General features: G+C 58.6%; 24 protein-coding genes. 13 read left to right on the top strand and 11 right to left on the bottom strand.

Annotated elements, in window-relative coordinates:
- Window positions 1–76: 76 nt before the first annotated feature.
- On the top strand, window positions 77–1,333 hold the full coding sequence (locus ACQ4N7_RS00120; RefSeq protein ID WP_430709596.1) for a cytochrome P450: 1,257 nt from the start codon (window positions 77–79) through the stop codon (window positions 1,331–1,333).
- Between the two features lie 344 nt (window positions 1,334–1,677).
- On the opposite strand, the gene ACQ4N7_RS00115 is transcribed toward ACQ4N7_RS00120, so the two are convergent.
- On the bottom strand, window positions 1,678–1,800 hold the full coding sequence (locus tag ACQ4N7_RS00115; RefSeq protein ID WP_430709595.1) for a hypothetical protein: 123 nt from the start codon (window positions 1,798–1,800) through the stop codon (window positions 1,678–1,680).
- A gap of 204 nt (window positions 1,801–2,004) precedes the next feature.
- Here ACQ4N7_RS00115 and ACQ4N7_RS00110 point away from each other — a divergent pair, with 204 nt between their 5' ends.
- Window positions 2,005–2,793, top strand: a complete 789-nt coding sequence (locus ACQ4N7_RS00110; protein ID WP_430710048.1) for an ABC transporter permease — start codon at window positions 2,005–2,007, stop codon at window positions 2,791–2,793.
- Complete coding sequence (locus ACQ4N7_RS00105) at window positions 2,793–3,575, top strand: ABC transporter permease (protein WP_430709594.1); 783 nt, start codon at window positions 2,793–2,795, stop codon at window positions 3,573–3,575. Before ACQ4N7_RS00110 ends, ACQ4N7_RS00105 begins: the two co-directional genes overlap by 1 nt.
- Window positions 3,576–3,580: 5 nt before the next feature.
- Here ACQ4N7_RS00105 and ACQ4N7_RS00100 read toward each other — a convergent pair whose 3' ends face one another.
- Entirely contained in the window at window positions 3,581–4,336 is a 756-nt protein-coding gene (locus tag ACQ4N7_RS00100) for a toll/interleukin-1 receptor domain-containing protein (RefSeq protein WP_430709593.1), read from the bottom strand.
- Between the two features lie 85 nt (window positions 4,337–4,421).
- Here ACQ4N7_RS00100 and ACQ4N7_RS00095 point away from each other — a divergent pair, with 85 nt between their 5' ends.
- On the top strand, window positions 4,422–4,550 hold the full coding sequence (locus ACQ4N7_RS00095; RefSeq protein WP_430709592.1) for a hypothetical protein: 129 nt from the start codon (window positions 4,422–4,424) through the stop codon (window positions 4,548–4,550).
- Here the strand turns inward: ACQ4N7_RS00095 and ACQ4N7_RS00090 are convergent.
- The 4 genes from ACQ4N7_RS00090 to ACQ4N7_RS00075 form a co-directional block, all read right to left on the bottom strand.
- Window positions 4,540–5,835, bottom strand: a complete 1,296-nt coding sequence (locus tag ACQ4N7_RS00090; protein ID WP_430709591.1) for a leucine-rich repeat-containing protein kinase family protein — start codon at window positions 5,833–5,835, stop codon at window positions 4,540–4,542. The two genes, ACQ4N7_RS00095 and ACQ4N7_RS00090, sit on opposite strands and share 11 nt — an antisense overlap.
- 117 nt (window positions 5,836–5,952) lie before the next feature.
- Window positions 5,953–6,618, bottom strand: a complete 666-nt coding sequence (locus tag ACQ4N7_RS00085; protein ID WP_430709590.1) for a hypothetical protein — start codon at window positions 6,616–6,618, stop codon at window positions 5,953–5,955.
- A gap of 78 nt (window positions 6,619–6,696) precedes the next feature.
- Window positions 6,697–7,281 (bottom strand): protoporphyrinogen oxidase HemJ, encoded by a 585-nt coding sequence (gene hemJ / locus ACQ4N7_RS00080; protein ID WP_430709589.1) that lies wholly within the window; start codon window positions 7,279–7,281, stop codon window positions 6,697–6,699.
- A gap of 334 nt (window positions 7,282–7,615) precedes the next feature.
- Window positions 7,616–9,949: a tetratricopeptide repeat protein gene (locus ACQ4N7_RS00075; RefSeq protein WP_430709588.1), complete on the bottom strand. Its 2,334-nt coding sequence runs from the start codon at window positions 9,947–9,949 to the stop codon at window positions 7,616–7,618.
- A gap of 163 nt (window positions 9,950–10,112) precedes the next feature.
- Between ACQ4N7_RS00075 and ACQ4N7_RS00070 the strand changes: the two genes are divergently transcribed.
- From ACQ4N7_RS00070 to dnaK, 6 genes are all read left to right on the top strand, one after another.
- On the top strand, window positions 10,113–10,574 hold the full coding sequence (locus ACQ4N7_RS00070; protein WP_430709587.1) for a hypothetical protein: 462 nt from the start codon (window positions 10,113–10,115) through the stop codon (window positions 10,572–10,574).
- Between the two features lie 50 nt (window positions 10,575–10,624).
- Window positions 10,625–10,861, top strand: a complete 237-nt coding sequence (locus ACQ4N7_RS00065) for a DUF4160 domain-containing protein (RefSeq protein ID WP_430709586.1) — start codon at window positions 10,625–10,627, stop codon at window positions 10,859–10,861.
- Complete coding sequence (locus ACQ4N7_RS00060; RefSeq protein WP_430709585.1) at window positions 10,842–11,153, top strand: DUF2442 domain-containing protein; 312 nt, start codon at window positions 10,842–10,844, stop codon at window positions 11,151–11,153. Before ACQ4N7_RS00065 ends, ACQ4N7_RS00060 begins: the two co-directional genes overlap by 20 nt.
- 210 nt (window positions 11,154–11,363) lie before the next feature.
- Entirely contained in the window at window positions 11,364–11,708 is a 345-nt protein-coding gene (locus ACQ4N7_RS00055) for a hypothetical protein (protein WP_430709584.1), read from the top strand.
- Window positions 11,709–11,837: 129 nt separating this feature from the next.
- On the top strand, window positions 11,838–11,891 hold the full coding sequence (locus ACQ4N7_RS00050) for a hypothetical protein (RefSeq protein WP_430710047.1): 54 nt from the start codon (window positions 11,838–11,840) through the stop codon (window positions 11,889–11,891).
- Window positions 11,892–12,299: 408 nt separating this feature from the next.
- Window positions 12,300–14,213 (top strand): molecular chaperone DnaK, encoded by a 1,914-nt coding sequence (gene dnaK, locus ACQ4N7_RS00045; protein ID WP_430709583.1) that lies wholly within the window; start codon window positions 12,300–12,302, stop codon window positions 14,211–14,213.
- Between the two features lie 387 nt (window positions 14,214–14,600).
- On the opposite strand, the gene arfB is transcribed toward dnaK, so the two are convergent.
- Window positions 14,601–15,014, bottom strand: a complete 414-nt coding sequence (gene arfB / locus ACQ4N7_RS00040) for an alternative ribosome rescue aminoacyl-tRNA hydrolase ArfB (protein WP_430709582.1) — start codon at window positions 15,012–15,014, stop codon at window positions 14,601–14,603.
- Window positions 15,015–15,213: 199 nt separating this feature from the next.
- Here arfB and ACQ4N7_RS00035 point away from each other — a divergent pair, with 199 nt between their 5' ends.
- Window positions 15,214–16,338, top strand: coding sequence for a TPM domain-containing protein (locus ACQ4N7_RS00035; RefSeq protein ID WP_430709581.1), 1,125 nt, complete (start codon window positions 15,214–15,216; stop codon window positions 16,336–16,338).
- A 114-nt stretch (window positions 16,339–16,452) separates the two neighbouring features.
- Here ACQ4N7_RS00035 and ACQ4N7_RS00030 read toward each other — a convergent pair whose 3' ends face one another.
- The 4 genes from ACQ4N7_RS00030 to ACQ4N7_RS00015 all read right to left on the bottom strand — a co-directional run bounded on the left by ACQ4N7_RS00030 (window position 16,453) and on the right by ACQ4N7_RS00015 (window position 22,739).
- Window positions 16,453–19,605: an efflux RND transporter permease subunit gene (locus ACQ4N7_RS00030; protein ID WP_430709580.1), complete on the bottom strand. Its 3,153-nt coding sequence runs from the start codon at window positions 19,603–19,605 to the stop codon at window positions 16,453–16,455.
- A gap of 162 nt (window positions 19,606–19,767) precedes the next feature.
- Complete coding sequence (locus ACQ4N7_RS00025; RefSeq protein WP_430709579.1) at window positions 19,768–21,135, bottom strand: efflux RND transporter periplasmic adaptor subunit; 1,368 nt, start codon at window positions 21,133–21,135, stop codon at window positions 19,768–19,770.
- Between the two features lie 186 nt (window positions 21,136–21,321).
- On the bottom strand, window positions 21,322–21,900 hold the full coding sequence (locus tag ACQ4N7_RS00020) for a YdeI/OmpD-associated family protein (protein WP_430709578.1): 579 nt from the start codon (window positions 21,898–21,900) through the stop codon (window positions 21,322–21,324).
- Window positions 21,901–22,064: 164 nt separating this feature from the next.
- A complete protein-coding gene (locus ACQ4N7_RS00015; protein ID WP_430709577.1) occupies window positions 22,065–22,739 on the bottom strand; it encodes a DUF2461 domain-containing protein in 675 nt (224 codons plus the stop codon).
- Between the two features lie 155 nt (window positions 22,740–22,894).
- On the opposite strand from ACQ4N7_RS00015, the gene ACQ4N7_RS00010 reads away from it, so the two are divergent.
- Both ACQ4N7_RS00010 and ACQ4N7_RS00005 read left to right on the top strand, forming a co-directional pair.
- On the top strand, window positions 22,895–23,749 hold the full coding sequence (locus tag ACQ4N7_RS00010) for a LysR substrate-binding domain-containing protein (RefSeq protein WP_430709576.1): 855 nt from the start codon (window positions 22,895–22,897) through the stop codon (window positions 23,747–23,749).
- Window positions 23,750–24,508: 759 nt separating this feature from the next.
- Window positions 24,509–25,066: a hypothetical protein gene (locus ACQ4N7_RS00005; RefSeq protein WP_430709575.1), complete on the top strand. Its 558-nt coding sequence runs from the start codon at window positions 24,509–24,511 to the stop codon at window positions 25,064–25,066.
- Window positions 25,067–25,839 lie beyond the last annotated feature (773 nt).

Here is a 25,839-nt window from a genome sequence, read left to right as displayed (position 1 = left end):
TTGCGGTTCGTACCTGCGATTGGATTACCCAAATAGCGGCTAACCCAATCGCAGCTCCTCACCGAGATTTAAAACTATGACAAATATTCCTGCTGAACCAGTTATCGATAGTACACTAGGTCTGCTGTTTGACGGCTACGAGTTTATTTCTAAACGCTGCGATCGCCTGCATACCGATATTTTTCAGACCCGTCTGAGACTCGAAAAAACAATCTGCATGCGGGGCAAAGCAGCTGCTGAGGTGTTCTATGACACCGAAAAGTTTTCCCGTAAAAATGCCGCTCCCCAGCGCATGAAAAAGACCCTGCTGGGTGAAGGCGGTGTGCAAGGGCTCGATGGCGCAGCCCACCGCCAGCGCAAGCAGATTTTTATGGGGCTAATGACCCCCGACCGGCTACAGCAGATCGGGGATCTGGTGCTACACCACTGCCGCGAGTACGCCCAACAGTGGGAGCAGCAGGATCAAATTGTGCTGTTTGACCAAATCAATGAGATTCTCTGTCGGGCCGTCTGCAATTGGTCAGGGGTGCCGCTGGCAGAAGCTGACGTGGCCCAGCGCACCCTAGAAATGGCGGCTCTAATCGATAGCGCCGCTGCCCTGGGGTTTAGGCACGTGCAGGGGGTGCAGGCCCGCAAGCGACTTGAGGCCTGGCTGGCTGGCCTAATCGAAGATATTCGCGCCGGGCGGCTGCAAGCACCCGAGCATACGGCCGCCGCCGCCTTCGCCCACAGCCAAGATGCCAACGACAGGTTGCTTAGCCCTGCTGTAGCTGCTGTAGACCTGCTCAACGTGCTGCGCCCTACTGTCGCCATTGGCCGCTACATTGTGTTTGCGGCTTTGGCCCTGCACCAGCACCCCGACTGCCGCCAAAAGCTACAGGCTAATCAAGCCGACTACACCACCCTTTTTACTCAGGAAGTGCGGCGATTCTACCCTTTCTTTCCCTTTGCGGCGGCGCGCACCCAGCAGGCCTTTGATTGGCAAGACTACCGTTTTCCTGACGAAACGCTGGTGCTGCTCGACCTCTATGGCACCAACCATGACGCTGATCTATGGGAAAAGCCGGAGGAATTTCGGCCTGAGCGGTTTACTCACTGGGACGGCAGCGCTTTTGACTTTATCCCTCAAGGCGGCGGCGACCACTACAAAAACCATCGCTGTGCTGGGGAATGGCTAACGATTCAAGTGATGAATCAGGTGCTGGGCTTTTTGGTCAATGAGATCGAGTACGATGTGCCACCCCAAAACCTGCGGGTCAAGCTCACTCGAATGCCAACTCTGCCAGAGAGCAGGTTCGTGATTAGCAACGTCAGGCTCAAACCCCAGGCGTAGAACGGAACCGCAGGCAGAGGTGGACAGACATATCGTCCCTCAGTTTGGCACAACGTTCGTTGACGGTGGCGAGTTAATAGGAGGCAAGCACAAAAAAGCCCGGCTGAGCCGGGCTGGTGGATGTGAGTCAGGTGCGAACCGCATTTCTGTAGAAATGCTGGATTGGTTCAAGTTTCATCATGTCGGCCAGAGACATGGTCTGGGTTAATGCCAGATTAAGTTAGCGGTTTAAAACCGACTGCCAGACAAAATTTGATTCAGCAAACTCCGGTCAAAACTCAATACCCCCGAGGGCGTAGCGTGCTACGCCCTCGGGGGTATTGATGTGAGGTTTGGTATCAGATCTACCGCTGAGTCTCGGGGGGTAGCACCTCTTCCGTCGAGCGCCCTAGCATAGTGGCGCGGCGGTTCTGCTGCTGCTGACGATTGCGGACCAAAAGGCGACGGGCCTGATCTTGAGTAGACATCATAATGATTCCCAAAAATTCTGTATCTAAAGTTACCGAATACTATTCAAGAATACCCTTTCTTTGGTCGCCAGAGGTTAAGGCACCTTTGCAATTACATTAATCTTTGAATATTTATGCCCTAGGGCAGACCGCCGCTTCCTCAAACCTCAGAGGTAATCCGTGGCGTCCTGGTAGGATCAAGCCAGTAGGAAATTTCCCATGCTGAAACGAGCGCTAAAGATATCCCGCGTCATGCTGTCGGTGTACTACGCCTATATGGTGGAATACCGGGCTGAGCTGGTGTTTTGGGTGCTCTCGGGCACGTTTCCGCTGATTTTGATGGGGCTGTGGGTGGAGGCAGCCCAGGGCGACCAGTTTAACCTCAGCCCGACGGATCTGGTGCGGTACTTCCTGGCGGTGTTTTTGGTGCGCCAGTTTACCGTGGTCTGGGTGATCTGGGAGTTTGAGCGCGAGGTAGTGGAGGGCAGGCTGTCGCCCTACCTGCTGCAGCCCGTAGACCCGGCCTGGCGGCACTTCTTTAGTCACGTATCGGAGCGGTTTGCCCGCCTGCCCTTCGCCTTTTTGCTGGTGGGGCTGTTTTTGCTGCTCTACCCCTACGCTGCCTGGTGGCCCCGGCTCGACAACCTGCTGCTGGGGCTGCTGGCCATTATGCTGGCCTTTTGCCTGCGGTTTTTGATGCAGTACACCTTTGCCCTGGCCGCCTTTTGGACGGAGCGGGCCAGCGCCCTGGAGCAGTTCTGGTTTTTGCTCTACACCTTTCTGTCGGGCATGGTGGCCCCGCTGTCGCTGTTTCCCGATACGGTGCGCGAGGTGGTGCTGTGGACGCCCTTCCCCTACCTGATTTACTTTCCGGCCAGCCTGCTGATCAATCGGCCTGAGAACGTGGTGCGGGGGTTTGCGGCCATGATTCTGTGGTCGGCGCTGTTTTGGGCGCTCAACCGCTGGCTGTGGCGACAGGGGCTGAAGCAATACTCGGGGATGGGGGCCTGATGGAACGCTATCTGAAGGTGCTGAGGCTGTTCTGGAGTACGGCGATCGCTGCCGAGCTGGAGTATCGGCTCAATTTTTTGGTCACCGCGCTGATTAGCCTAGGCGGGCTGGCGGGCAGTTTGTTTGGCCTGTTCTTGTTCTACCGCACCGGCTACGAGTTTGAGGGCTGGAGCTGGGAGGCGGCGCTGCTGGTGCTGGGCCTCTTCACCGTGCTGCAGGGGTTCTCAGCGATGGTGCTGATTCCAAACCTGAACAAAATTGTCAACCAGGTGCAGCAGGGCACCCTCGATTTTGTACTGCTGAAGCCAATCAGCTCGCAGTTTTGGCTTTCGACCCGGATTATTTCGCCCTGGGGGCTGCCCGACGTGGCCTTTGGGCTGGTGATGATTGGCTACGGCGGCAGTCGTCTGGGGCTGGGCTGGGCCGACTACGGGCTGGCGATTGTGCCCCTGGCCCTGGGGGCGATTACCCTCTATAGCCTGTGGTTTATGCTGGGGGCGACTAGCATCTGGTTTGTCAAAATCTACAACGTCACTGAGGTACTGCGGGGGCTGCTGGAGGCCGGACGGTTCCCGATCGCGGCCTACCCAGTGGCGTATCGAGTGTTTTTTACCTTTGTGGTGCCGGTGGCGTTTTTGACCACGGTACCGGCCCAGACCATGCTGGGCCAGGGCGGGCGCGGATGGCTGCTGGCCTCGACGCTGCTGGCGCTGGTGCTGCTGGTGGTAGCGAACCGCTTCTGGCGCTTTGCCCTGCGGTTTTACACCAGCGCCTCTAGCTAGGTCGGCTACTCTAGCCAGCGCTTGAGCCAGCCACCGCCCTGGGTGACAACATTACCGCGATCGCCCCAGTGACGGTTACTTTCGGTCACGTACAGGGTTTGGAGCTGAATCGGCTGGGGCTGCGATCGCCGGTTGGCCTCGGCTAGCCAGCGCTGGTATGCGGCCAGTTCTTTTCCCTGCAACAGCAGGGCCGGGTCGCGCCGCTGCCGCTCCCAGTGTAGGGCTTTGACCAGCAGCTGGGTGTGCGTCTGGTAGTGGTTAGCCTGGTGGTGCAGCGTTTGCAGCAGCTGACGGCCCTCGTCAGTTTGAGCCAGCGGCGGCTGGCTGGCACGCAGGTCAATAGCCTCTAGGGTCTGCAGCGGCTCGGGCAGGCGGTTGGCCGGTACGGTTTCAGCCAGTACCGGCACAATCCGCTTGTGCATGCTGATGGCAAACAGCAGCCCCTGCAAGCAAAGCGCATCGGCCAAAGAACGCGGCGTGATCACCAGCAGGTAGTTGTCGCACGATTCGGCAGCGCGAGATATGGCCGACTCTGGGTCAACGGCCTTAGGCCAGGGCTGGGGGCATTCCCAGTAGGCGACCTGGGCCTCGCTCAGCAGTTGACTGAGGGCATTGATAGTGGCGGCGGCGGGCGTAGCGGCAGGGGAAACCGACCCGTACCGCGCGGCTTTAGGGCCGTCTTCGGCAGCATAGGCCAAAAATACCTGCGCCGTCAGGCCGCCGGAGGGCTGGTGTTCACCAGCAGCGTTTAGATGGTTCAAAACTTGCACCCATGCTTGCAGTGCGGCCAACCGATGGCCAGGCCCATAGCCTCGCTGCCTAAGCTTATGCTTCTAAGCCTTGGGCATGAGAATACCCATTTTTGCAGGTGGGGGCAACTATCCCAGCGGCTGCTTTTGCTCAGGTAGCGATCGCTACGTTCTCGCCCTCACGTCGAGCGAGGGCGGCGGTTCTGCCCCCGGCCCTAGGCGGTGAATGCCGCTAGCTCAGCCAAAATTTCTGCAAAACTGGGGCGCGCCTGCACGTCGGGCTGCATGCAGGCCTGCTGGAGCGCACGGAGAGGGTGGGCAGACGGGCAGCGATCGCACAGATCTTCGAGCAGACAGCCAAAGGCTCTCACCTCTAGCCGTTCCAGGGCTGGGGCTATAGCGCGATCGGCGGGGTCATAAAAACTGGCGGCCCCAAAATCGCTGAGGCGAGCGTCTCCCGCCGGATTAACCAGCGTGTTGTGGGCGTACAAATCGCCGTGGAGAATGCCCCGACTGTGCAGATGGGCGGCGGCGGCAGCCACCCCACGGGCGATCGCCAGGACGACCGCCAGCGCAAATTCGGTATGGGCAGGGTAGATATCGCGGGTGCAGCTCTCCAGACTGGGGGGGCCGCCCAGCACCTGGTAGGTGTCAGGCACCAGGGGGAGCACCAGGCCATGCCTTTGTTCGGGATGCTGAACCACCTGCCCCAGGGGGCCAATCAGGTGCGGGTGCGATCCGGCTGCTATGCAGGCCCGCAGCTCGTCCTCCGGCAGGCCGTCGCTGGTGATGGCTCCCTTGAAGAGCTTGACCGCTACCGGCAGCTGGCCCCGGGGCTGCCGCCACAGCCCGCCCGAAATCACGCCAGAGGCACCCTGGCCCAGTACCTCCCCCAGGCTCAGATCGGCCCAGGGAATTTGCGGTAGGACGGTTGAGCCAACCGCCGCTCCCTGACTGAAGGGGTTGCCCGCGTAGGCCAGCCAGCTCAGTCGAGGCAGGCTGAGCAGCCACGGGGGCAGATGGTCAAGCTGGTTGGCGGCAATGCGAATGAGTTCTAAGTTTTGACAGGCGGCCATCGTCTCGGGCAGGGCCTGCAGCCGATTGCCTGCCAGCATCAGCTTTTGCAGGTGGGGCAGGTGGCCGATCGCATCAGGCAGCGATCGCAGGCGGTTGTCGGTCAAAATTAGCCAGCGGGTTTGGGGCGGCACCGCCTCGGCGGGCACTGTAGCAATCTGGTTGGACTTAAGGCCGATCATCGAGAGGCTGGGGCACTGGGCCAGCACCTCGGGCACCGCCTCAAAGCAGTTGTTGTTTAAAAACACGACCCGCAGGTTGTGCAGCTTCGCAAAGCTGTCGGGCAGGGTGGTGAGGGCGTTGTTAGACAGATCGAGAATTTCGAGGCTATCGGCCAGCTCAAGAATTTCTTCGGGGAAGGTGGTCAGGTCTGCGGCCAGAGCCAGCCGCCGAGCATCATTCAGCTGGCCCGATCGCAGCAGCTCCAGATTGTGCATTAGCGAGCCCCAGGGTGAGTTAAGGTATTACGCCCTAATGTGGCATTTCTGCGGTGCTGCACCGATAAAAATTTGGTGTAGTTTAGCGGCGATCGCCGGTCCCGTCTCCTCCGTGCTTTAGGAATCGGCAAAGAGGTTGATGTGCCCGCGCCAGATCAGGTAGGCCGTCACCCCGGCCCCCAGGGTGAGCAGGCTGCCCAAAACCAGAAACAGCAGCCCCAGCCAGCGCGCAGTGAACTGTTCACGGTTTAGCGTGACTAGATAGTCGGCCTTGGTTTCAAAGCCGATTTGGGCCTCCCCTACCACGGGGCTGTCGCCAGCGATAGTCAGCGTGCCCAACACCAAGACCGGATCCTCAGCCTGAAACCCTTCGTAAACGCGATTGCGACCGTCTTCTACCTTGGAAGCCGTCGAGCGCAGGCTGTACGCCGCCATAATCTCCACCTCGCCCCCCGGAATTTGCACCCACAGGGTAGGGGTGTAGCTGCGCACGTTGTCCCACTCCCACTCGCCGTCGCGGCGCACCCGCTGGTACTCTTTGTAGGCCACCAGGGGCGGGCGATCGCTGGGGGCGGTGCGATCGCTCACCCAGCCCTCCAGCAGCACCCGCGCCCCTCGCTCATTGAGCGTATCGGCAGTGGCTACCGGCAGTCGGGCCACCTCCTGAGCATGAGTAGCGATCGTCCGGGGCAAGACAATCCGAATAACTCCCCCAGCAATTAAAAAAGGCACCCCAACAGCCGCTAATATCCCTGGCAACAGCCAGTGCTCCCATTTGCTCATTGATCTTATCTTCCTCATGGGCCCTCATTGGGTTAGCATCCAAGCATTGCCGGCTTGGCCCAGGGACGATTAACACATTCAGGAATTTTGCAGGGCCTCTGGGGCAGCACTCAGAGCCTCTTTTTCTTTGTCTAGCCGCCGCTTGCGGGCGTAGAGCTGAATCGTTGCGGCCATAAACACCACCAGCCCCACCATCAGCCAGGTCGTCACCCCAGTAGGGAAGTTGTTCTTAAAGATGACCAGCATAACGATCGCCACCAGCAGCAGGGTCGGGGCCTCGTTGAGCGCCCGCAGCTGTTGACTCGACCACTGACATTCACCCCGATGCAGCCGCCGCATCAGCCGACCGCAGTAAAAGTGGTACGCCAGCAGCAGGGCCACCAGGCCGAGCTTGGCGTGCATCCAGCCGTCTTTGAGGTACTCCGGCATTTGCACCAGCAGCCCCACCGCCATCGCCACCGTCACCACCATACCGGGGGTCGTAATAATGCCGTAAAGGCGCTTCTCCATTACGGTGTACTGCTTCTTGAGAATGCTCTGGGCCGGTTCTGGCTCCGCCTCGGCCTCAACGTGGTAAATAAACAGGCGCACCAGGTAAAACAACCCGGCAAACCACACCACCACGCCAATAATGTGAAACGCTTTGAACCAGTAGTAGGCCATAGTCTTTCCTTCACCCCGACGAAAGCAGCGCTCTGGCGGGATGTTGCAAACCGTTAAGTACGCCTCCCATTGTTATGCAAGGCTTTGCCCTTGAGAAGCCAGACGCGACGGAACTTAATGATTTTGGATTTTGGATTGGCGATTTTAGCTTGGTAGCCCGTTCCCTGAATGGTGGGTTACGGCCCTAGCCGAGGGAATCGGCTCACCCAAAGTCAATTTGAGGTCTAACCCACCCTACCCGCTCACGCACCCACGCACTCACGCACCCACCCCTTCGACTTCGCTCAGGGAGCACCACCCATCCACCCTCCCACCCATCCACCCATCTACGCCCCTAAAGCCGCCGCAACACCTGAGGCAGCAGCTCACCCGGCAGCTTCGAGAGCACCGCCTGCTGACCGGGAATACCGAAAATTTCAAAGGTGAGGTGAGCGTTGTAAACCAGAGCGGTAATCAGCACCTCCATCTGGTGGGGGCTGTCGTGCCAGCCTTCGTAGGCCAGCAGGTAGTGGCGCAGGGCCGCGTCTAGATGATGCTCGCGGGCTTCGTTCTGGGTTTCAGGCAGGGTCTGGGCGAGCTGGTCGTGGACGACTCCGGCGCTGTGGCAGGTGGCCCAAAGGTCAAACCCCAGGTTGGGGGAAGGCGACTCTCGCAGAGCGGTTTCAGCCGCCATCAGAGCCAGTTCGTAGGCGGCAACAGCCTGTTGCAGGGCGGTCAGGCGGTCATTCCCTGAATTTTGGTCATGGTCCTGTGCCTGAGGCTGGCTCTTGCCCTTCGGATCGACCTGCTGAGCCAGATCCCAGTAGGCGGTGCCCAGGTTGTTGGCGGTGGCGGCACAGCCAGCCGGGGCGGCCTCGACAGTGCGGTGCCGGAGGGCGCTCTGGTAGGCGGCGATCGCCCGTTCGAGCAAAAATATCGGCTGCTGGTGCTGGGCCAGGCTCCAGTAGGCAATGCCCAGGTTGTTTTGAATCATGGCGTATTCGAGCGGGGCCTCGGGGGCGGTGCGGTGGGCCAGGGCCTCGCTGTAGGCGGCGATCGCCAGGGGTAGGTGGTGCTGGGGGTCATCGTGCTGGGCCAGCCGCCAGTGAATCGCCCCCAGGCTGTTTTGCAGGTTGGCGTAGTCGATGGGCGATTGTGCCGCCGGGCTGTGCTCCAGAGCGGTTTGATAGGCCGTTACCGATTTTTGCAGGCAGGGTAATGGGTCCTCCAGATTGGCCAGCAGCCCGTAGACCGTGCCCAGGTTGCCAGCAATTCGCCCCAGCGTGTCGGCCGGGATGGTTCCCTGACTGCCCTGGAGCGCTTTTTCGTAGGTTTGAGCGCTGCGCCGCAGCCAGGGGGCGGGGTCGATCATGCCCGCCTGCTGACCCTGGAGCCAGTAGAGGCTGGCCAGGTCGTTGAGGGCGTCGCACCAGTCGGTGCTGCCCTCGGGCAGACCTGCGATCGCGCGATCGTACACCGCCATGGCAAAATCCAGTACGCTGGCGGCGGGAGCATCTACCGCAAGGCGATCGCGCCCCATCTGACCCAGGGCCAGGTAGGCCCGCGCCAGGGTCAACGGCCCCGCCTGCTGGTCAACTAAACCCTGAACATAGCGCCACAGGTTAACCAATTCGGCATCCTGAGCCAGGTCTGGGGGCAGCTGCAGGGCATCGGGCGATCGCCGCTCGTCGGGGCTGGCTGGGGCGGCCTCGGCGGCGGTTGAGGCGGTTGCAGGCAAAATGGGCTCGGCCCGCTGCAGTGCCGCCAGGGTTTCAGCGGCGGTAGCGCCCACAGGCGGCATAATCACACTTGAAAATATGCCCGGCCCTGCGCCCTGCTCTTGGCCCCCGTGCTGATCAGCGGGCTGAGTCGGCTCTAGCGCTCTGGCTGCCGCCGCATCTAAAAACGTAGGCAGATCGATGGGTGCAGCTGGCTTGGAGTCAGGCTTTTGAGCGGGCGGCTGTGCAGGCTTTGGCTGGGGAGAAGGAGGGGGCGATTTGACCGCTGCGGTAGGCGGAATCGGCTGCTCGAAAGTGGCGAGGTCATCGCGCAGCACCCGCCAGAGGCCGGGAGGCTCGGTCGCTGGGCTGGCAGTCGCTGGGGCTGCATCGCGCTTGGCCACCGGGGCTGCGGTCGGGGCTGTCAGGGGGCTGGGTTCACCCACAAACTCAAACAGGCCGCTGCGCGATCGCCAGAACCCCGGCACCGACTGGCGAATTTTACCCAGCCAGGGACGCGGCACCCACACCAGCAGCCGACAGTCGAGCTGGGTCAGCAGGGCATCGACGCGAATCAGCGAAGCCAAAAACCGATTTTGCACCGTGGGCGACTGGCGCGTTAGCTGGTCAACCCCGACAATTTGAAACACTGGCGTGGTCGGCAAGCTGCTCTGGAGCCGCCGCTGCTGCTTGAGCCACAGCAGCACCTCGCGCACCAGGTCGGGGCGATCGCCGCTCAGTCGCAGCGTTACCAGGGTAAACTGCCGCGCCCTCACCTCGGGGGCCAGAGGCACCGTCTCGGGCAGAGGGCTAAAGTTGGCCTCCAGACGCTGGGCCAGCTGTTCTTGCAGGGCCACATCGTCGCAGACGGCAATTAGCAGCTGCCGTCGCAGGTTGAGTTGCAGAGCCAGTCGCAGCTCCTGGTAGGCTTCCTGGTTGTGCCCCAGGTAGGTTTGAGAATTCAAAGACACAGCAGCGGTCACAGTGGGTAAGATGCAGACGGCATGGTAAAACTAGTTACTATGAACTAGCGCACAATGGCCGAGTTCAGCTCCGCGCCATTGTTCCGCCCCCTTCCATTACACTTCACCCCACGCCAATCGTTTCAGGATAACCCCACCATTTTCGGCCCTGATGAGTGCGACCCAGACAACCTCTCTAGCCCCATCCTCTCTTGAGCTGGCGATTTTGCAGCAGCTCCAGGCCGCTGGCGGCACCTGCATCGCTCTCACCGCCCTGCCGATCGAGCAAAAAAGCTCGCTGCGCCAGCGAGAGCGGGCCTGCCAAACCCTGCGCGATCGCGGCTGGCTTGACTACAACCACGACATCGCCCAGTTTGGCCTCACGCTGACGGGCAAAACCCTGCTCAGGCTCAGTCTGTCGGTGTGGCCCGTCACCCCCGACGAGCTGCTGGTGCTCAGATCGTGCCTGGGCGGCAGAATTCACCCCGACCAGATTCACCGCCGGGTGCCCGCCTACGATCGCCAGCGATTGCTGGAGGGCTTGGCAGAGCAGGGGCTAGTTGTGATTTATAGACGAGCGATCGCCAACCTGCACCTCACCGCTTTAGGCAAGCAAAACCTGGTGAAAGGTTAACCTTTCACGTTTGACCAGCATTAACGTTTGGGTGTGTCTAATTTGCCGCTATGCCTACAGTGCTTCAGGTTGGCCCCTATAGTTTCATCTTCTTCAGCTCTGATCGAGGCGAACCAGCCCACGTTCACGCTAAGCGCGATCGTCAGATCGCCAAGTTCTGGCTCAGCCCGGTTAGATTAGAGAAAAATCGAGGCTTCAAAGATCACGAACTCACAACGATTGCCAAGATCATTGAAGCTAACCAAAACGCGATTTTAGAGGCGTGGCATGACTACTTTGACCCTTGAGACTGAACCTCTTGCGGCAGCGGTTTCTGTAGACTCCGAAAAGCTGATGGTTGAACTGGCCGACGGTCGGAGCCTGACCGTGCCCCTCACCTGGTATCCGCGTCTGCTGCACGGCACCGTTAAGGAAAGGAGCCATTGGCAACTGCTGGGTGATGGCTACGCGATTGAATGGCCCGACCTGGACGAGCATATTGGTATAGAAGGCCTGCTAGCTGGCCGACGCAGCAGTGAAAGCCAACGCTCCTTTGACCGCTGGTTACTGACCCGCCAGGGAAAAACTAAGGTTAATTAGGGTAAGCTGTTAGGCATTCAAACTGCACTAGCACAATACCCCTGAAAGCCTTATGTTATGGGTTTCACAGAAGCCATTATGCGATTTAGCTGCTCGACAGCTTATGCGTAACATAGCTGTCCGCGTCTTCAAGAGATCTACTATGTAAAAGAAATAGTGGTTGCCCAATGCTGACGCGCTAAAATCGGCTCAAGCGGCAGGGGTAATGCCATGGCTCAAAACGTGCAATACATCACCAATGAAGCGGGCGATCGCGTTGGCGTGGTGTTAGATATAGGCACCTATCAACAGCTCACGGCAGGCGATCATGACCCTGAACTGCTGATCAACTTGAGCGTTGAAGAACTAGCAGCTCTTGCCGAGAGCAGTCTCTCACCAGCAAGTCAGGCCGAGTTAGACGATCTGTTGGCTCGCAATGCCGCAAGCCAGCTTTTAGAGGAAGAACTGGCTCAACTTGATCAACTCTTGCAGCACATTGACCATCTCAATATTCTCAAAGCCAGGTCGCGCTACACTCTCCACCAGCTAGGCCGCACGGAACTGTTGGCTTCGTGAGTGCATACATTTCAAGCAGTCTTCAAAAACAGGTTCGACAGCGCTTTGCTCACTGCTGCGCCTACTGCCGCACAGCAGAAAGACTGACAGCGACGATCTTTGAATTTGAGCTTTGAATTTGAGCACATCGTGCCAGTTTCAGCCGGTGGAGCAACGAGTTTCGACAACCTTTGTCTCTCCTGACCATCCTGCAATCGGTATAAGGCCACTCGCCAAACCGCCCTCGATCCACAGACTAACGCCCAGGTTGCCCTCTTTCATCCTCAAAAGCAAAACTGGCACGATCATTTCGGCTGGAGCGAAGATGCAACCGAAGTCATAGGACACACGCCCATTGGCCGCGCAACTATTGCTGTTCTAAAAATAAATCGCCCCCAACTCATCTGGGTCAGACGGCTTTGGGTCAAACTAGACGAACATCCCCCGCAGATCGATTGATCTGCTCAGTTCGTCCCTTACCCGCCCACCCATCCACCCTCCCACTCCCCCCACTCCACCCCGCCTTCCACGGTTCGGTATCCCCTCCTTCAGAGAAAGAGGCTTTGCAAGCACTATAGATATAGCTGTCAAGCCGGAGTAAAGAAAGAAAACATGGGTAAAGTAGTCGGAATTGACTTAGGAACTACCAACTCTGTGGTTGCCGTCATGGAAGGGGGCAAACCTACCGTTATCGCCAACGCTGAAGGCTTTCGCACCACTCCCTCGGTAGTGGCCTACGCCAAAAACGGCGATCGCCTGGTGGGTCAGATTGCCAAGCGCCAGGCGGTCATGAACACCGAAAACACCTTTTATTCAGTCAAGCGCTTTATTGGCCGTCGCTTCGACGAGGTCAAAACCGAGTCTACCGAAGTCGCCTACAAAGTGACGAACGTGGGCAACAACGTCAAAATTGAGTGTCCCCAAGCGGGTCAGCAGTTCTCGCCTGAAGAAATTTCGGCCCAGATTCTGCGCAAGCTGGCCGACGATGCCGGCAAGTACCTGGGCGAAAAAGTGACCCAGGCCGTAATTACGGTACCTGCTTACTTCAACGACTCCCAGCGCCAGGCCACCAAAGACGCCGGTAAAATCGCTGGCCTCGAAGTGCTGCGCATCATCAACGAGCCTACCGCCGCGTCGCTGGCCTACGGTCTCGATCGCAAGAGCAATGAAACCATCCTGGTGTTTGACCTTGGTGGTGGAACCTTCGACGTCTCCATTCTCGAAGTAGGCGACGGCGTGTTTGAGGTGCTGGCTACCTCTGGCGACACCCACCTGGGCGGCGACGACTTCGACAAGAAAATCGTTGACTACCTGGCCGCTGAGTTCCAAAAGATGGAAGGCATCGACCTGCGCAAAGACAAGCAGGCCCTACAGCGCCTGACCGAAGCCGCTGAGAAAGCCAAAATTGAGCTCTCCAGCGTCACCCAGGCCGAAATCAACCTGCCCTTTATCACCGCCACCCAGGACGGCCCCAAGCACCTGGAGATGACCCTGACCCGGGCCAAGTTTGAAGAGCTGTGCGCCGATCTGATCGATCGCTGCCGCATTCCGGTTGAGCAGGCGCTCAAAGACGCCAAGATCGCCAAGAGCGCCATCGACGAAGTGGTGCTGGTGGGTGGTTCGACCCGCATTCCGGCCATTAAGGATGTAGTCAAGCGCACCCTCGACAAAGAGCCCAACGAAACCGTGAACCCCGACGAGGTGGTTGCTGTGGGCGCGGCCATTCAGGGCGGCGTACTGGCAGGTGAAGTCAAAGACATTCTGCTGCTCGATGTCACTCCCCTGTCGCTGGGTGTCGAAACCCTGGGCGGCGTGATGACCAAGCTGATCCCCCGCAACACCACCATTCCCACCAAGAAGTCGGAGGTGTTCTCGACCGCCCAAGACGGTCAGACCAACGTGGAGATCAAAGTGCTCCAGGGCGAGCGCGAAATGGCCAGCGACAACAAGAGCCTGGGTACCTTCCAGCTCTCTGGCATTCCGGCTGCTCCCCGTGGTGTGCCCCAAATCGAAGTGATTTTCGACATCGATGCCAACGGCATTCTGAATGTCACCGCTAAAGACAAGGGCACCGGCAAAGAGCAGACCATCACCATCTCTGGGGCCTCTACCCTCGATGAGAACGAGGTCGAGCGCATGGTGAAAGATGCCGAAGCCAACGCCGCCGCTGACAAAGAGCGTCGTGAGCACATCGACCTCAAGAACCAGGCTGACTCGCTGGCCTACCAGGCCGAGAAGCAGCTGAGCGACATGGGCGACAAGGTGCCCGCCGCCGACAAAGAGAAAGCCGAGGGCCAGATCAAGTCTCTGCGCGATGCGATCGCCGCTGAGGACTTTGACACCATCAAAACCCTCACGGGCGAGCTGCAGCAAACCCTGTACAGCATCAGCACCAACCTGTACCAGCAGGCCGGTGGCGATGCCGAGGGTGCCGCTCCCGGTGCCGATGCTACCCCCGGCGATAGCTCCGGTGGCGGCGACGATGTGATCGATGCTGAGTTCTCTGAGCCCGGCTCGAACAGCTAATCGGGCCACCTAGCCCACGGCTTTGCTCTGGCTAGCTAGAAAGGCGGATAGCGTAAGTGCTATCCGCCTTTTTTTGCGTCTGCCCTGCTCCGCCAGCGACTATTGCCTTTGCCATCAAAGCTACACCCGCCCAACACACCGTCGAGGTTGGCTTTTTAACGAATCCTCCTGGGCTAACCGCAATTTTTCAGGTAGTGCATTGCGACTGATGAGGGCAATCGTTTTTGCTGGGCAAGGTTGTGGTCGCGTCGGTAAAGCCACGCCCTTGGCACTATGCATGGTTTGACCGTTTGCAAATCGGGGTTGTATGAGTTGAGCCTGGTGTTAAGGCTAAATTCTTGGCTGGTGGGCAGTGCCCACTCTACTGTTGATGGCCTGGGCTGAACCCTAATCCCGCACGTTGCCGCGCTGGGCTTTGATCTGGCTGCGCTTGGTTTTGCTATCGAGCCGCTTTTTCTGAGCGCTTTTAGACGGCTTTGTCGGTTTGCGCTTTTTTGGGGTAACAGTGACGCTTTTGATTAGCGCTTTGAGGCGGTTGAGGGCGTCTTCTTTGTTTTGCTCCTGGGTGCGGTGCTGCTGGGCTTTGATGACGATCACGCCATCCTGGGTGATGCAGCTGTCGTTGAGGGCCAGCAGGCGCTCTTTGTAAAGCGGCGACAGAGAGGAGGCGTTGATATCGAACCGCAGGTGAATGGCGGTGGCTACCTTATTCACGTTTTGGCCCCCCGCCCCCTGGGAGCGAACGGCACTCAGCTCAATGTCGCTGAGGGGTATGGCGGTACGGGGCGTGATTTGCAGCATTGGGGCAACAGGTGTCTAGCTTTACCATAGCCCCATCTTCAGCGGAAGGGAACCGGAGCGGGAGGTAGACTGCGATCGCCCAGCTAACTCCCACGGTAGAGGGCCAACACAGCAAAGGCCAATAACGATACGTTTCGCGTTGACAGCCGCCGCGCCAGCCGGGGAATGCTGGAACCAGTCGTTCACTGAGCACCCTGGTATGTGTATCAAGTCTGTCGCTGGCCGCTCGCTTTGGAGCTCAGGGCTGGGCCGATCGCGCTATTGGTTGTTGGGGGTGGTCAGCGCGATCGCCCTCTTACTTCCGACGTTCGCGGGGCCTGCCCAGGCCGCCTACCCAGCCTTTTTAGATGCCTACGTTAACGATTACGGCCAGGTGCTGAGCGCCAGCGAAAAGAGCCAGGTCAGAGCCCAGCTAGAACAGTTTCGCAATCGCACTGGGGTTCACGCGGTGCTGCTGACGGTGAACTCGATCTACGACTACGGCACGGGCGACGCCGCGATCGAGCCCTTTGCCACCAACCTGTTTAACACCTGGGGCATTGGCGATGCCGCTCGCGACGACGGCATTTTGCTGCTGGTGGCCCCCGGCGATCGCAAGGTGCGCATTGAGCTGGGCAGCGGCTATGACCGCAGCTACGACCGGGTGGCCCAGGCCATTATCGACGACGCCATTTTGCCCCAGTTCAGGCAGGGCAATATTGGCCTGGGCACCGCGATCGGCGTCAACGAAATTGTCGAAAACTTTGACCCCAGCCAGCCGCCAGCGGTCAACCCGCTGCTGTCCGTTGTGCCACCTGCCGTAGCCGATTGGGTTTCGCCCGAGGTGGCGATTGGGGGCGGTTTGGCGGCGGGCGGCGTTGGGGCCGTTTCGAGCCTCTTTGCTCTGGGGCACTGGAAACGCTACCGCAAGCGCACCTGCCCCCAGTGCCAGGTTGAGATGGAGCGGCTCGACGAACAGGCCGACGATCGCTACCTCAGCGCCGGTCAGCGCACCGAAGAGTCGATCAAGTCAGTAGACTACGACGTTTGGCTCTGCGGCAGCTGCGGCCACCACGAGGTTTTTGACTACGGCAGTTTTGGTTCGGGCTACCAAAAATGCCCCGGCTGCCGCCACAAAACCATGAAGGTCAGCACTCGCACCCTGGTTTCCCCTACCTACCACAGCACGGGCACGGCGGAGGTCAGCGAAGCCTGCCAGTTCTGCGATCGCACTCACCACTACACCCGCATAATTCCCCGAAAAACTCCCCCCAGTTCCAGCAGTAGCTCGGGCGGGGGCGGCGGCGGGAGTTCTTCGGGCGGCGGCGCTTCGGGCAGCTGGTAACACCAATCGTCCATGCCGCTGGTGCAGCACCCTCGCCAATAAAAACAGCCATAGCCGTTCCCTTCGACTTCGCTCAGGGAGCGGCTATTTTTTGGGATAAATCTGCGCATTTTGCTACAGACTGTGAATCCCCGCTGGAACAGGTGCCACGGCTGGCTGGCTGGGGGTGGCCTGGTTGCGTTTCATCAGCAGGTAGGCGGCGGGCACAAAGTAGAGCGCCATCAGCGTTGCGCCCGCAATGCCGCCCGCAATGGCGATCGCCAGCGGTCGCCAGAAGGGGTCGCCCTCGGCCAGCAGCGGCACAAAGCCAATGATGGTGGTGGCCGTGGTGGTGAGGACGTGCCGGGTGGCTTTGACCACGACCTGCTGCACCGCCCTGGGGTCGCCCTGGCTGGCCGAGGGGTCTTCGTTGAGGGCCGAGAGCACCACAATCGAGTCGTTGAGGGCAACGCCGATCAGCCCCATGGTGCCGACGATCGCCATAAAGCCCAGCACTGAGCCAAACACCTTCAGCGACAGCAGCGCCATACCGATGGAGCCCACCGCCACCACCGCCATAATGCCCGCCTGCCGAAACGACCCCAGCGACAGCACCAGAGCCGCCACCATACCCAGCAGCAGAATGGGCAAAAACAGCAGCAGATTGCCCATGGCGGTGTCTTGCTGCTCGGCCTCGCCGCCAAACTCGTAGCGGTAGCCGGGGGGCAGCTCAAAGTCAGCCGCCTCAAGCTGCTGCTGGAGGGCATTCAGCACCGTGCTGGGCAGGGTGCCAGCGGTGATAAAGGCCTGCACAGTATTGACCCGCTGCTCGTGGCGGCGGGCAATGCTGGCCCGCTGGGGCACCAGCTGAAAGTCTCCCAGGGCCGAGGTGGGCGGCGAGCCGGGGGTCTGGGCCGAACTCAGATCGAGACTGGCTAGGGCATCGAGGCTAGCGCGATCGCCTTCGGCCAGCCGCACCCGCACGGGCAGGTTTTCGGTTGACTCTAGAATGGCTCCGCCGGTCACGCCCTCCGAGTAGGCGTCGAGCTGCTGGGCGATCGCGGTGTTGGTCAGCCCAGCCTGGCGCACCTGCTCGGGGTCGAGGCTGAGCCCCAGCTTGGGACGGCCTTCGCTCAGGCTATCGCGCACCTGCACCACGTCGGGGATCGTAGTCAGCAGGGCGCGCACCTCCATGCCCAGGCGGCGCAGCTCATCCAGGTTAGGGCCGTAGATGCGCATTTCTACCGGGGCGTCGAAGGGCGGCCCCTGCTGAAATTTCTGCACAATCACACGGGCGGTGGGGAACAGGTCACTCAGCTCGGTTTGCAGCGTGCGCACCAGTGGTTCTACACCCTCTTTCGACTTGAGCTGCACCATGGCCTGGGCGTAGTAGGGCTGGTTCTGGCGTGCCCCTTGGAGGTTGTAGTAAAACCGTGGGGCGCTCTCGCCCACAAACCAGTAGACCTCCTGCACGTTGTCGTGGGCCAGTATGGCTTCGCGGGCCTCCAGCACGCGATCGCGGGTTTGCTCGATGGAGGTCTGGGGGGCAAACTCAAGCTCGACCTGAAACTGGTCGCGGTCGATCAGCGGAAAGAACTGATTTTCTAAGGTGCCAGCGGCGATAAAGCCCACCAGGGGAATGGCCAGCACCAGGGCGATCGCCAGCAGCGGGCGGGCGGTCATGCGGGCGATCGACCAGCGGTAGGGGCTGGCCAGGGCGGGCAGCGACAACCCCTCGTGCCACCAGGCCCCTGGTTTATTCAGCCATCTAAGCATTCGTCCCCCCCACCCCTGCGGTTCTCGCGGCTGTGACTTCTGGCTCAGCCCTCGCGCCGCCAGGGCGGCAATCAGCGTCAGCGAAATCGCCAGGGATGAAATCAGCGCCAAAATCACCCCCAGGGCAATGGTGCCGACAAACTCTCCGGCGGCACCGGGCAGTAGGTAGATGGGCAAGAACGTGAGCACCGTGGTCACCGTTGAGGCCAGCAGCGGCACCTTCAGGTAGTTCACCGTTTTGGTGGCCGCGTGCAGCGGGTCGGCCCCGGCCTGAATGTCGGCCTGAATCTCGTCTACTACGACGATCGCGTTGTCGATCAGCAGCCCCAGGGCGATAATCAGCCCCGTCACCGACATCTGGTGAATGGGCACCCCCAGCACCGTCATCCAAATAAAGACGGCAAACACGCTCAGGGGCAGCGCCGAACCTACCACCAGCGCCGATCGCCAGCCCATCGCCACCAGGGTAACGCCCACCACCAGCAGCGCCCCCAGCACCAGGTTGACCATCAGCGTGCCGATCCGCGCTTCCACATAGCCGCTCTGGTCAAAGATGACGTCGAGGGTAATGCCGTCGGAGAGGCGATCGCGAAAGTCTGCGATCGCCGCCTGGGCCCTGGCCCCCCACTGGTCAATGCGCTGCCCCGACTGCATCATGACCCCCACCACCACCGCCGGTTTGCCGCCGACAATGGCCTGGTCGCTGAGCGGAAAGCGCACCCCCCGGCTGACGCTGGCGATGTCGCTCAGCCGCGTGAACTGCCCGCCGCTGGTGCGAATGGGAATCTGGCGAATCTGCTCGGTCGTCTCCAGGCTGTTCTCCACCTCGATCGCCAGCGTTTGCTCTGCGGTGCGCAGCTGCCCGGCGCTGCCCTTGGCATCGTTGAGCGCAACCTGGTTGGCCAGCTCCTGGGCCGACAGCCCCACGCCCACCAGCTCCGGCGCGCTGATTTCCACCAAAATTTCTTCGTCGGGGCTACCAAAGAAATCGACCTCCTCGGTGCCGTCCAGGCCGCGCAGGGTCATTCCCAGCTCCTCGGCATAGCGGCGCAGCAAGGCGTAGTTGGGCTCGACCGGCAGGTTCCAAGTCACCGAGGCGACCAGGGTGTAGGCCTTAATCAACACCTCCGACAGCTCCGGGGCCGCTGCCCCCACCGGAAACCGTGTCGCCGCCGCATCCATCTCATCCCGCACCCGCGACCACACCGGAGCGGTATTTTTGACAGCATCTACCAGCTCCACCGAAACCGACGAAAACCCCACCCGCGAGTCAGATTCGAGAATTTTGATCGCATCAATTTCTGCCAGTTCCTCCTCCAGCACCGTGGTGACCAGTGCCTCGACGCGCTCAGCACTGGCCCCAGGGAAGGCGGTGGTAATCACCGCCACCCGCGACACCAGCTGCGGATCTTCCTGCCGGGGCAGCGACTGGTAGGCCGACAGCCCCCCGGCCAGAATCAGGATGATGGTGAGGATGAGGAGGCGAAGGTTGGTGAAGAAAGGGCGAACCATAGGGGTAGGTGGGTGGATGGGTAGGCGAGTGACGATCCCTGAGCGAAGTCGTTCGCGCTAGCGTCTCCCATAGGGAGAAAGGGGAGGGAGAATTTTGGATTTTAGATTTTGGATTTGCGACGGCAATCCCCAATCCAAAATCCCCAAGTCTAAAATCCAAAATTATTCAATGGGTCGTACTTGTTGGCCTGGCACCAGGCGATGAACGCCGCTGGCGACGATGCGATCGCCCGCTTGCAGCGCTCCCTGAACCAAAACGCGATCGCTTTCCTGGTGCAAAATTTCGACGGCTTTGGGCTGTACCTGGTAGGCTTCGCCGTCTGGTTCAGGGGCGGGCTCGGCGGGAACGACTGCGTAGGCGCTCCACAGGCCGCGCAGGTCCTGGGTTAGCGCCTCGGTGGGCAGCCACAGGCCACTGGTGGGCAGCGTTTCGCTCAGCTCTACCCGAGCGGTTTGGCCGGGGTTGAGGCGACCGATCGCCTCCGGCTCTAGCTGAAAGACGACGATCTGGGTGCGGGTGTCGGGGTCAATTTCTGGCAGCAGGGCTTTGACGGTGGCGCTGTAGCGCTCTGTCTCCAGGTTTATCGTTACTGTGTCACCCTTTTGCAGGCGGCTGGCGGCACTGGTGGGCATACCAATTCGGGCTTCGGGGGCAACGCTTTCCACCAGCCGCACCACCATCTGCCCGGCCCCGACTACAGCGCCCTCATCGACCGGCTGGGCCGAGACAATGCCAGCGAAAGGTGCTTTGAGGGTGCTTTTGTTCAGGTCGACAGCCAAGCTAGCAATGCTAGCTTCGAGCTGCTGCACCACGGCCTGCTGGGCCGCCACCTGCTCTGGGCGGGTGCCGTTGAGCAGCTCGTTGAGGCTACTTTGAGCACTGTCGCGGCGCGCCGCCAGAGCCTCGGCCCCAAAGGAAAACTCGTCAAGCTGCTCTTTAGAAATGGCCCCCCGCTCGTAGAGAAATTCGCGCCGTTCTTGCTGCTGACGCTGCAGGGCGAGCTGATTTTCCACGTCGCGCACCTGAGCCTGGGCCACGGCAATGACTTCCTGGCGGGCACCGCGCTCTAGCTCTAGCAGCTGCGCCTGGGCCTGGGCCAGCTGGGCTTCGAGCTGGCGGCGCTGGGTGAGCAAGCTCTGGGTGTCGAGCCGGGCCAGGGCCTGGCCAGCAGAAACGCGATCGCCCTCCGCCACTAGCACCTCCACTAATTCACCGCTGCGATTAAAGCCCAAATCGCTGCTGCGCAGGGCGGCAATTTCTCCGGTGTAGGCGCGGGCCACGTCGTAACTGTTCACGGCTTCTACCGTCAGGGTTTCGACCGCCAAAACGTTAACTGCGCTGGCCTCCACAGTCTCGGCATCCTGCGCGCCCAGACGCGACTGGAGCATTGGCGTGGCGATCGCTAAGAGCAGCCCGGTGGCCCCCAGCCCAATCAACCACCCACGTTTGAGGTATCGGTTGTGGTGGTTTGACGCGCTGGTCAGAACGGCTGAATCGATTGTTTCTTCTGGCAAAGAGTAGTCAGACATTGAGGTTGCTTGGGGTTAGGTTTTGGGGTGGCGAAGGAATAGCGTGAACGAGGCAAGAGGGGGGTAGTAAGCAGGGAAAAATACTTTGGCTATGGGAAATGGTGGGCGGTGCCCACCCTACGGGGAATGGATTTAGGTGGTGGGGTGGGCACTGCCCACCATTAGAGAAACATTGCCAAACACCCGCTAGGTCTGAGGAACTTTCTGATTTTTGGCCGCCAAAACCGCCGTCTTCTCAATCCGTTTGGCGCGGGTCATAGGGGTCTTTGCCAGCTTGATCCAGCGCAGCACGTTGCGCCGATTGGACTTGGCAAAGTTTTCAAAATTCTCGCGGGCGGGTGGATGCTTGTCTAACGCTTCGATCAGATCCTCAGGCATAATCAGCGCGTCAACATCGTCCATAAAATTCCACAGACCGCTGCGTTTTGAGGCCGCGATCGCCTCTAAACCCGCCGGGTGCATTCGCCCTGCTGCGGTCAATTTGGCTACGCGGTCTTTGTAGCTTTTGGCCCAGTGCTGCGCCTGCCTGGGTGAGATCATTTGCATGGTTCTATCCTCATCAAGCTGACGGCGAATGCCGTCCACCCAGCCAAAGCAGAGCACCTCATCGAGAATGTCTTGCACGGAAACATATTTTTCGCCCACGTGTTTTTTGTAGGTGACGAGCCAAATGCTCTCGTTTTGGCTGTGGTTAGCCTCCAGCCAGTCCCGCAATTGCTGGGCCGATGTCACCTCAACCTGCTCAAAGTTTTCAGTCTTAATCATGTGTTAAAATGTTCTTCGCCGCAGTTCTCGTAGGTTGGGTGGAACGAAGTGGAACCCAACAGCCGTCAACCTTGTTGGGTTCTGCTAGCGCGTCGCCTACAACTTAGTTTTGATAGACCACTAGCCATTACGCTTCGAAATCAACCCATTGCTTTGCCGTCACTTTAATCGTCTTCTGAGGCGCACCCAAATTCCAGTAGAGAAGCACAGTTTTTGGCGTACTCAACCATGCAATCGACAATGTCGCCATCGAGCCAGGCACCCCTGCCGAGACGAATTTGGGTGATAAAGCTTTTGAGTTTCAAATATTCGGCGTAGTCATGGTCGCTGTGGGCTTCATAACCCCGGGGCATACTCTTCAGCTTGTCCTCATCGCTGAGCGACAATCCTGCCGCCTCTAGATCCTTTAGCACATGGGCAAATGTCTCAGGCTCATCGATAATGCGATCGCGAATAGTCCCCAGTTCTGCCGCTTTTAACTGATAGAAACCACAGGCAATTAGCCCTCCCAAGCTGTCTAGCTGCAGGTAGAGTAGCCCCTGTTTTTCTGCTTTGGTGCCCGAGGGAGTGAGCACACCGCTCACGTGGGTGCTGTAGGGCGACTTGTCTTTAGAAAAGCGCACGTCGCGGTTCTGGCGAAACATCGTCTTGGGGCCGCCCGCCAGCGGTACATGGGTCTCGGCCAAACGTTCTGTAGCCAGTTCTAGCGCCAGGGCGAAAGGCTTTCTGACGTGGGTCTCAAAGTCATCGCGGTGGGCATCGTACCAGGCTTTTTCGTTATTAGCGGCCAGCCCCTCTAACAGCTCAAAAGATGTCGGGGTGAAGTTAGGCTCCGGCATAGTTCTGTCTCAGCGAGTCTAAGTTATCTATCCAGGCGGCGAGCCCAGCACCCTTATCAAAATCTGTATCGCAGCCCGGTTTATTAATAATTAGCATGATATTAATAAGAAAACAAATATAGAATATTCATCGAGGCATACCAGTTTTGATATCAATGAATTTAAAAACGCTGAGCGCATTTATCGTGCTGGCTGAGGAGCTGCACTTCGGGCGAGCGGCCCACCAGTGCGGCATCTCGCAGCCAGCCATGAGTCGTCTGCTGAGCGAGCTAGAGGCCGATCTGGGGGTAAAGCTGCTCAACCGCACCTCCCGCGAGGTTTCGCTAACCAGCGCCGGGCGGGGGTTTCTCGACTCGGCCAGAAAGGCGGTGGCCTATGCCGATATGGCGGTGCGGGCCGCGCGGGCCGGGGCGGTTGACGGCATCGACTCGCTAACGGTGGGGATGGTGATTGGCACAGAACAGCCCCCGGTGGGCGCGCTGATTGCTAAATTTAAGCGGGCTCACCCCGAAACGCGGGTGGCGCTGCGGCGCATTGACGAGCGAGACATTGGGGCCGCGCTATCAGACGGGGAGATCGACGCGGCGATCGCCTGGACCGTTGCTATCCCCACTGGGCTGCACCGTCGCCCTCTGGGGACTGTGCCGATGGCGGTAATGGTGCAGGCCGGTCACCCCCTAGAGCAAAAAGAGCCGGTCAGCTGGGCCGATCTGAAGGGCTACCCAATTATTCTGCCCGATCGCGATCGCCAGCCCATTATCTACGACCACTACCAGCGCTACACCGCTGAGGCAGGCTTTGAGCCCGCGATCGCCGTCGATGTCTCGACCATGGCCGAAGCTCTGGCGATGGTCGCAGGCGGCGTCGGCGTTGGCAACGCTCCGGTGGTGCCGGGGCTGAGCTATCCAGGCGTGACTATTTTGCGGCAGGAGCCGCTGTTTGAATTTAGCTACGAGCTAACCTGGGCCCATGCGGTGCCCGCGGTCGAAAGCCTGCTCAACCTGTGTTAGTTTGCGAGGGATGGACGTAACTGGACTCGAACCAGTGACCCCCACGATGTCAAGGTGGGGGTCTAAGCAGCCAAAAGCCTTACTGTAGAGGCTTTTCAGAAAACTCGTATTGAATTGAATACCCAAATCGTACCCAATTGAATTTTCATGATTCTTAAAGCTTTTGGGTTAGCCACTTATAGGCAGAATCATACATCAAACTAGAAGTCCTACACTACGGGGCATTCAGCGCTACACAATGCCATACACGTCATTTTTTGAACCCTACACCAGGGCAATATCCTACACGTTTGAGACTTTGGCAAGCGCACCTTATTGTCTGGGCAATGGTTCCAATGGCTGATGAAGCGGCTAATGTACTGCTCCCTTTAGCAAGTGTTGTATGGAACCGCCCTTACGGGCTAATCTGGCAGATTGACTGCACTGCTACACGGGTGGGGAAGTGGTGTAGCTGCAGGCTCAGGATATTGCGGCTGGGCATTACCTACCGAGCCAGGAATACCAAGCGAAGCAGACGCTTGGGGCTCCTCCGCTGGCTGAGCTGCTAGAGAGGGCAGCTTTACTAGTCAGCGCCTTGCCACAACATGACTACTGCAATTAGGGAAAATAAGTAGCTACAGGTATTGTTTACCGAACCCAAGAACCTATGTTATGCACGTATACTGGTGTAACGATTTTTACCAGCCTTTACGGCATACGGAGAACTTCTATGGGCTATGTCTCTTGTATGGAAGATGAAGATGAGCGGAAAGATGATTTTTGGAACTCTACTGTAAATATGTAAATACAGACGTAAGCAGTAAACCGTCTAAGGGGGCAGTAAGGAAAAATCAGCAGGAAAGGCTGAAGCTCGTCGAGAAGGGTATGGCAAGGGCTGAAGCTCAGCTAAATAAAGAAATTACGAAACGACGTGAGGCTGAGGAAAAGGCCAAACTTGCCTTGCAGCAGAGGAAAAATTTACAAGAAAATTTAAGCCAGGCCAAGCAAAGAATTGTAGACCTAGAAAACGAGATAGAGGCTCTGGCGAAGGAAAACAAAGCCCTCAACACGAGGCTGCAAAGGGCGAGGGAGCGTTTGACTTCAGCAGAAAAAGAGAAGAACTGTGCTAAGAGTTCTGGCGAGAGCTTTGCTGATCAACTTGCAGCAGTTAAGCCGAGGCTAGCCAATCAGGTGCAGGAACCAAAAAGCCGAAAAGTTGAAACCAGTGCAGAGCCAACAAAATTTCAAGGTGAAGAGTCTAATTATGAAGCTCTGGAGAGGATGATGACTGCACGCTTTGGTCCTCGACAACAAGGCAAGAAGAAGCGTACTGCTTGACGATTATTAGCTGTAGTAAGTCTATTAAGCGGTTAGATAATCAGACATATCGTCAGCGATAGATTCATTGGTAACGGTCACTGGCGAGCAATCCGTTTAATTGCCATTAATTATACTCTTTTGGATCTTAATTTCGTCACTCAGTAAAGTATGTACTCTCTTTAGAACCATTGCTAGAGTCAATGAGAATAAAACGACCAAATAAAAAACAACGACCGAGAAAGTTTTCTGAAAAATAATATTCGAAGACAACGTAGATATGGCGAGCAGAAGAACTGCAAGTATAGATACTAGAATTTCAAATGAAATATTCATGGATACATATTCCAAAAGCGTAATCCTTCTTTGAAGACTTTGCCTGCTGGTCATTTCATTTGGTAGATTCTCTTTGTTTGAGACTTTGCCAATAATATCAAACATCAGGACTTGAAGATTGAACAGTAAGCCAGCAAAGATAGAAAAAGCTGTGATCAACAAGTTTACGAGTTCTTTGTTCAACTGGATATTAAAGTAAACTAGAACGAAACTACCGACTAGAGGTAGCAAAAAGAATAATGTCAAGTCAAACTTAGATATTCTGCTTCGACCATAATCTTTGAGTGTGGCTACGTGGTCAGCCACAATCCTGAGAATGTCTATTTTTGAGGGGTGCATCCCAGTCTTGCAAGACTCAGGATGAGAACTGACCATTGAGATAAGCGCAGCGATGTCGGAGCACTTGAGGAACGTTGTCTTCCTTCCACTGAGCGCCTGAAATCTTCACCCGTCTGCCA

Source organism: Nodosilinea sp. AN01ver1, from assembly GCF_050565655.1.
Taxonomy (GTDB): Bacteria; Cyanobacteriota; Cyanobacteriia; order Phormidesmidales; family Phormidesmidaceae; genus Nodosilinea.
This window is presented reverse-complemented; position numbering and strand designations above follow the sequence as displayed.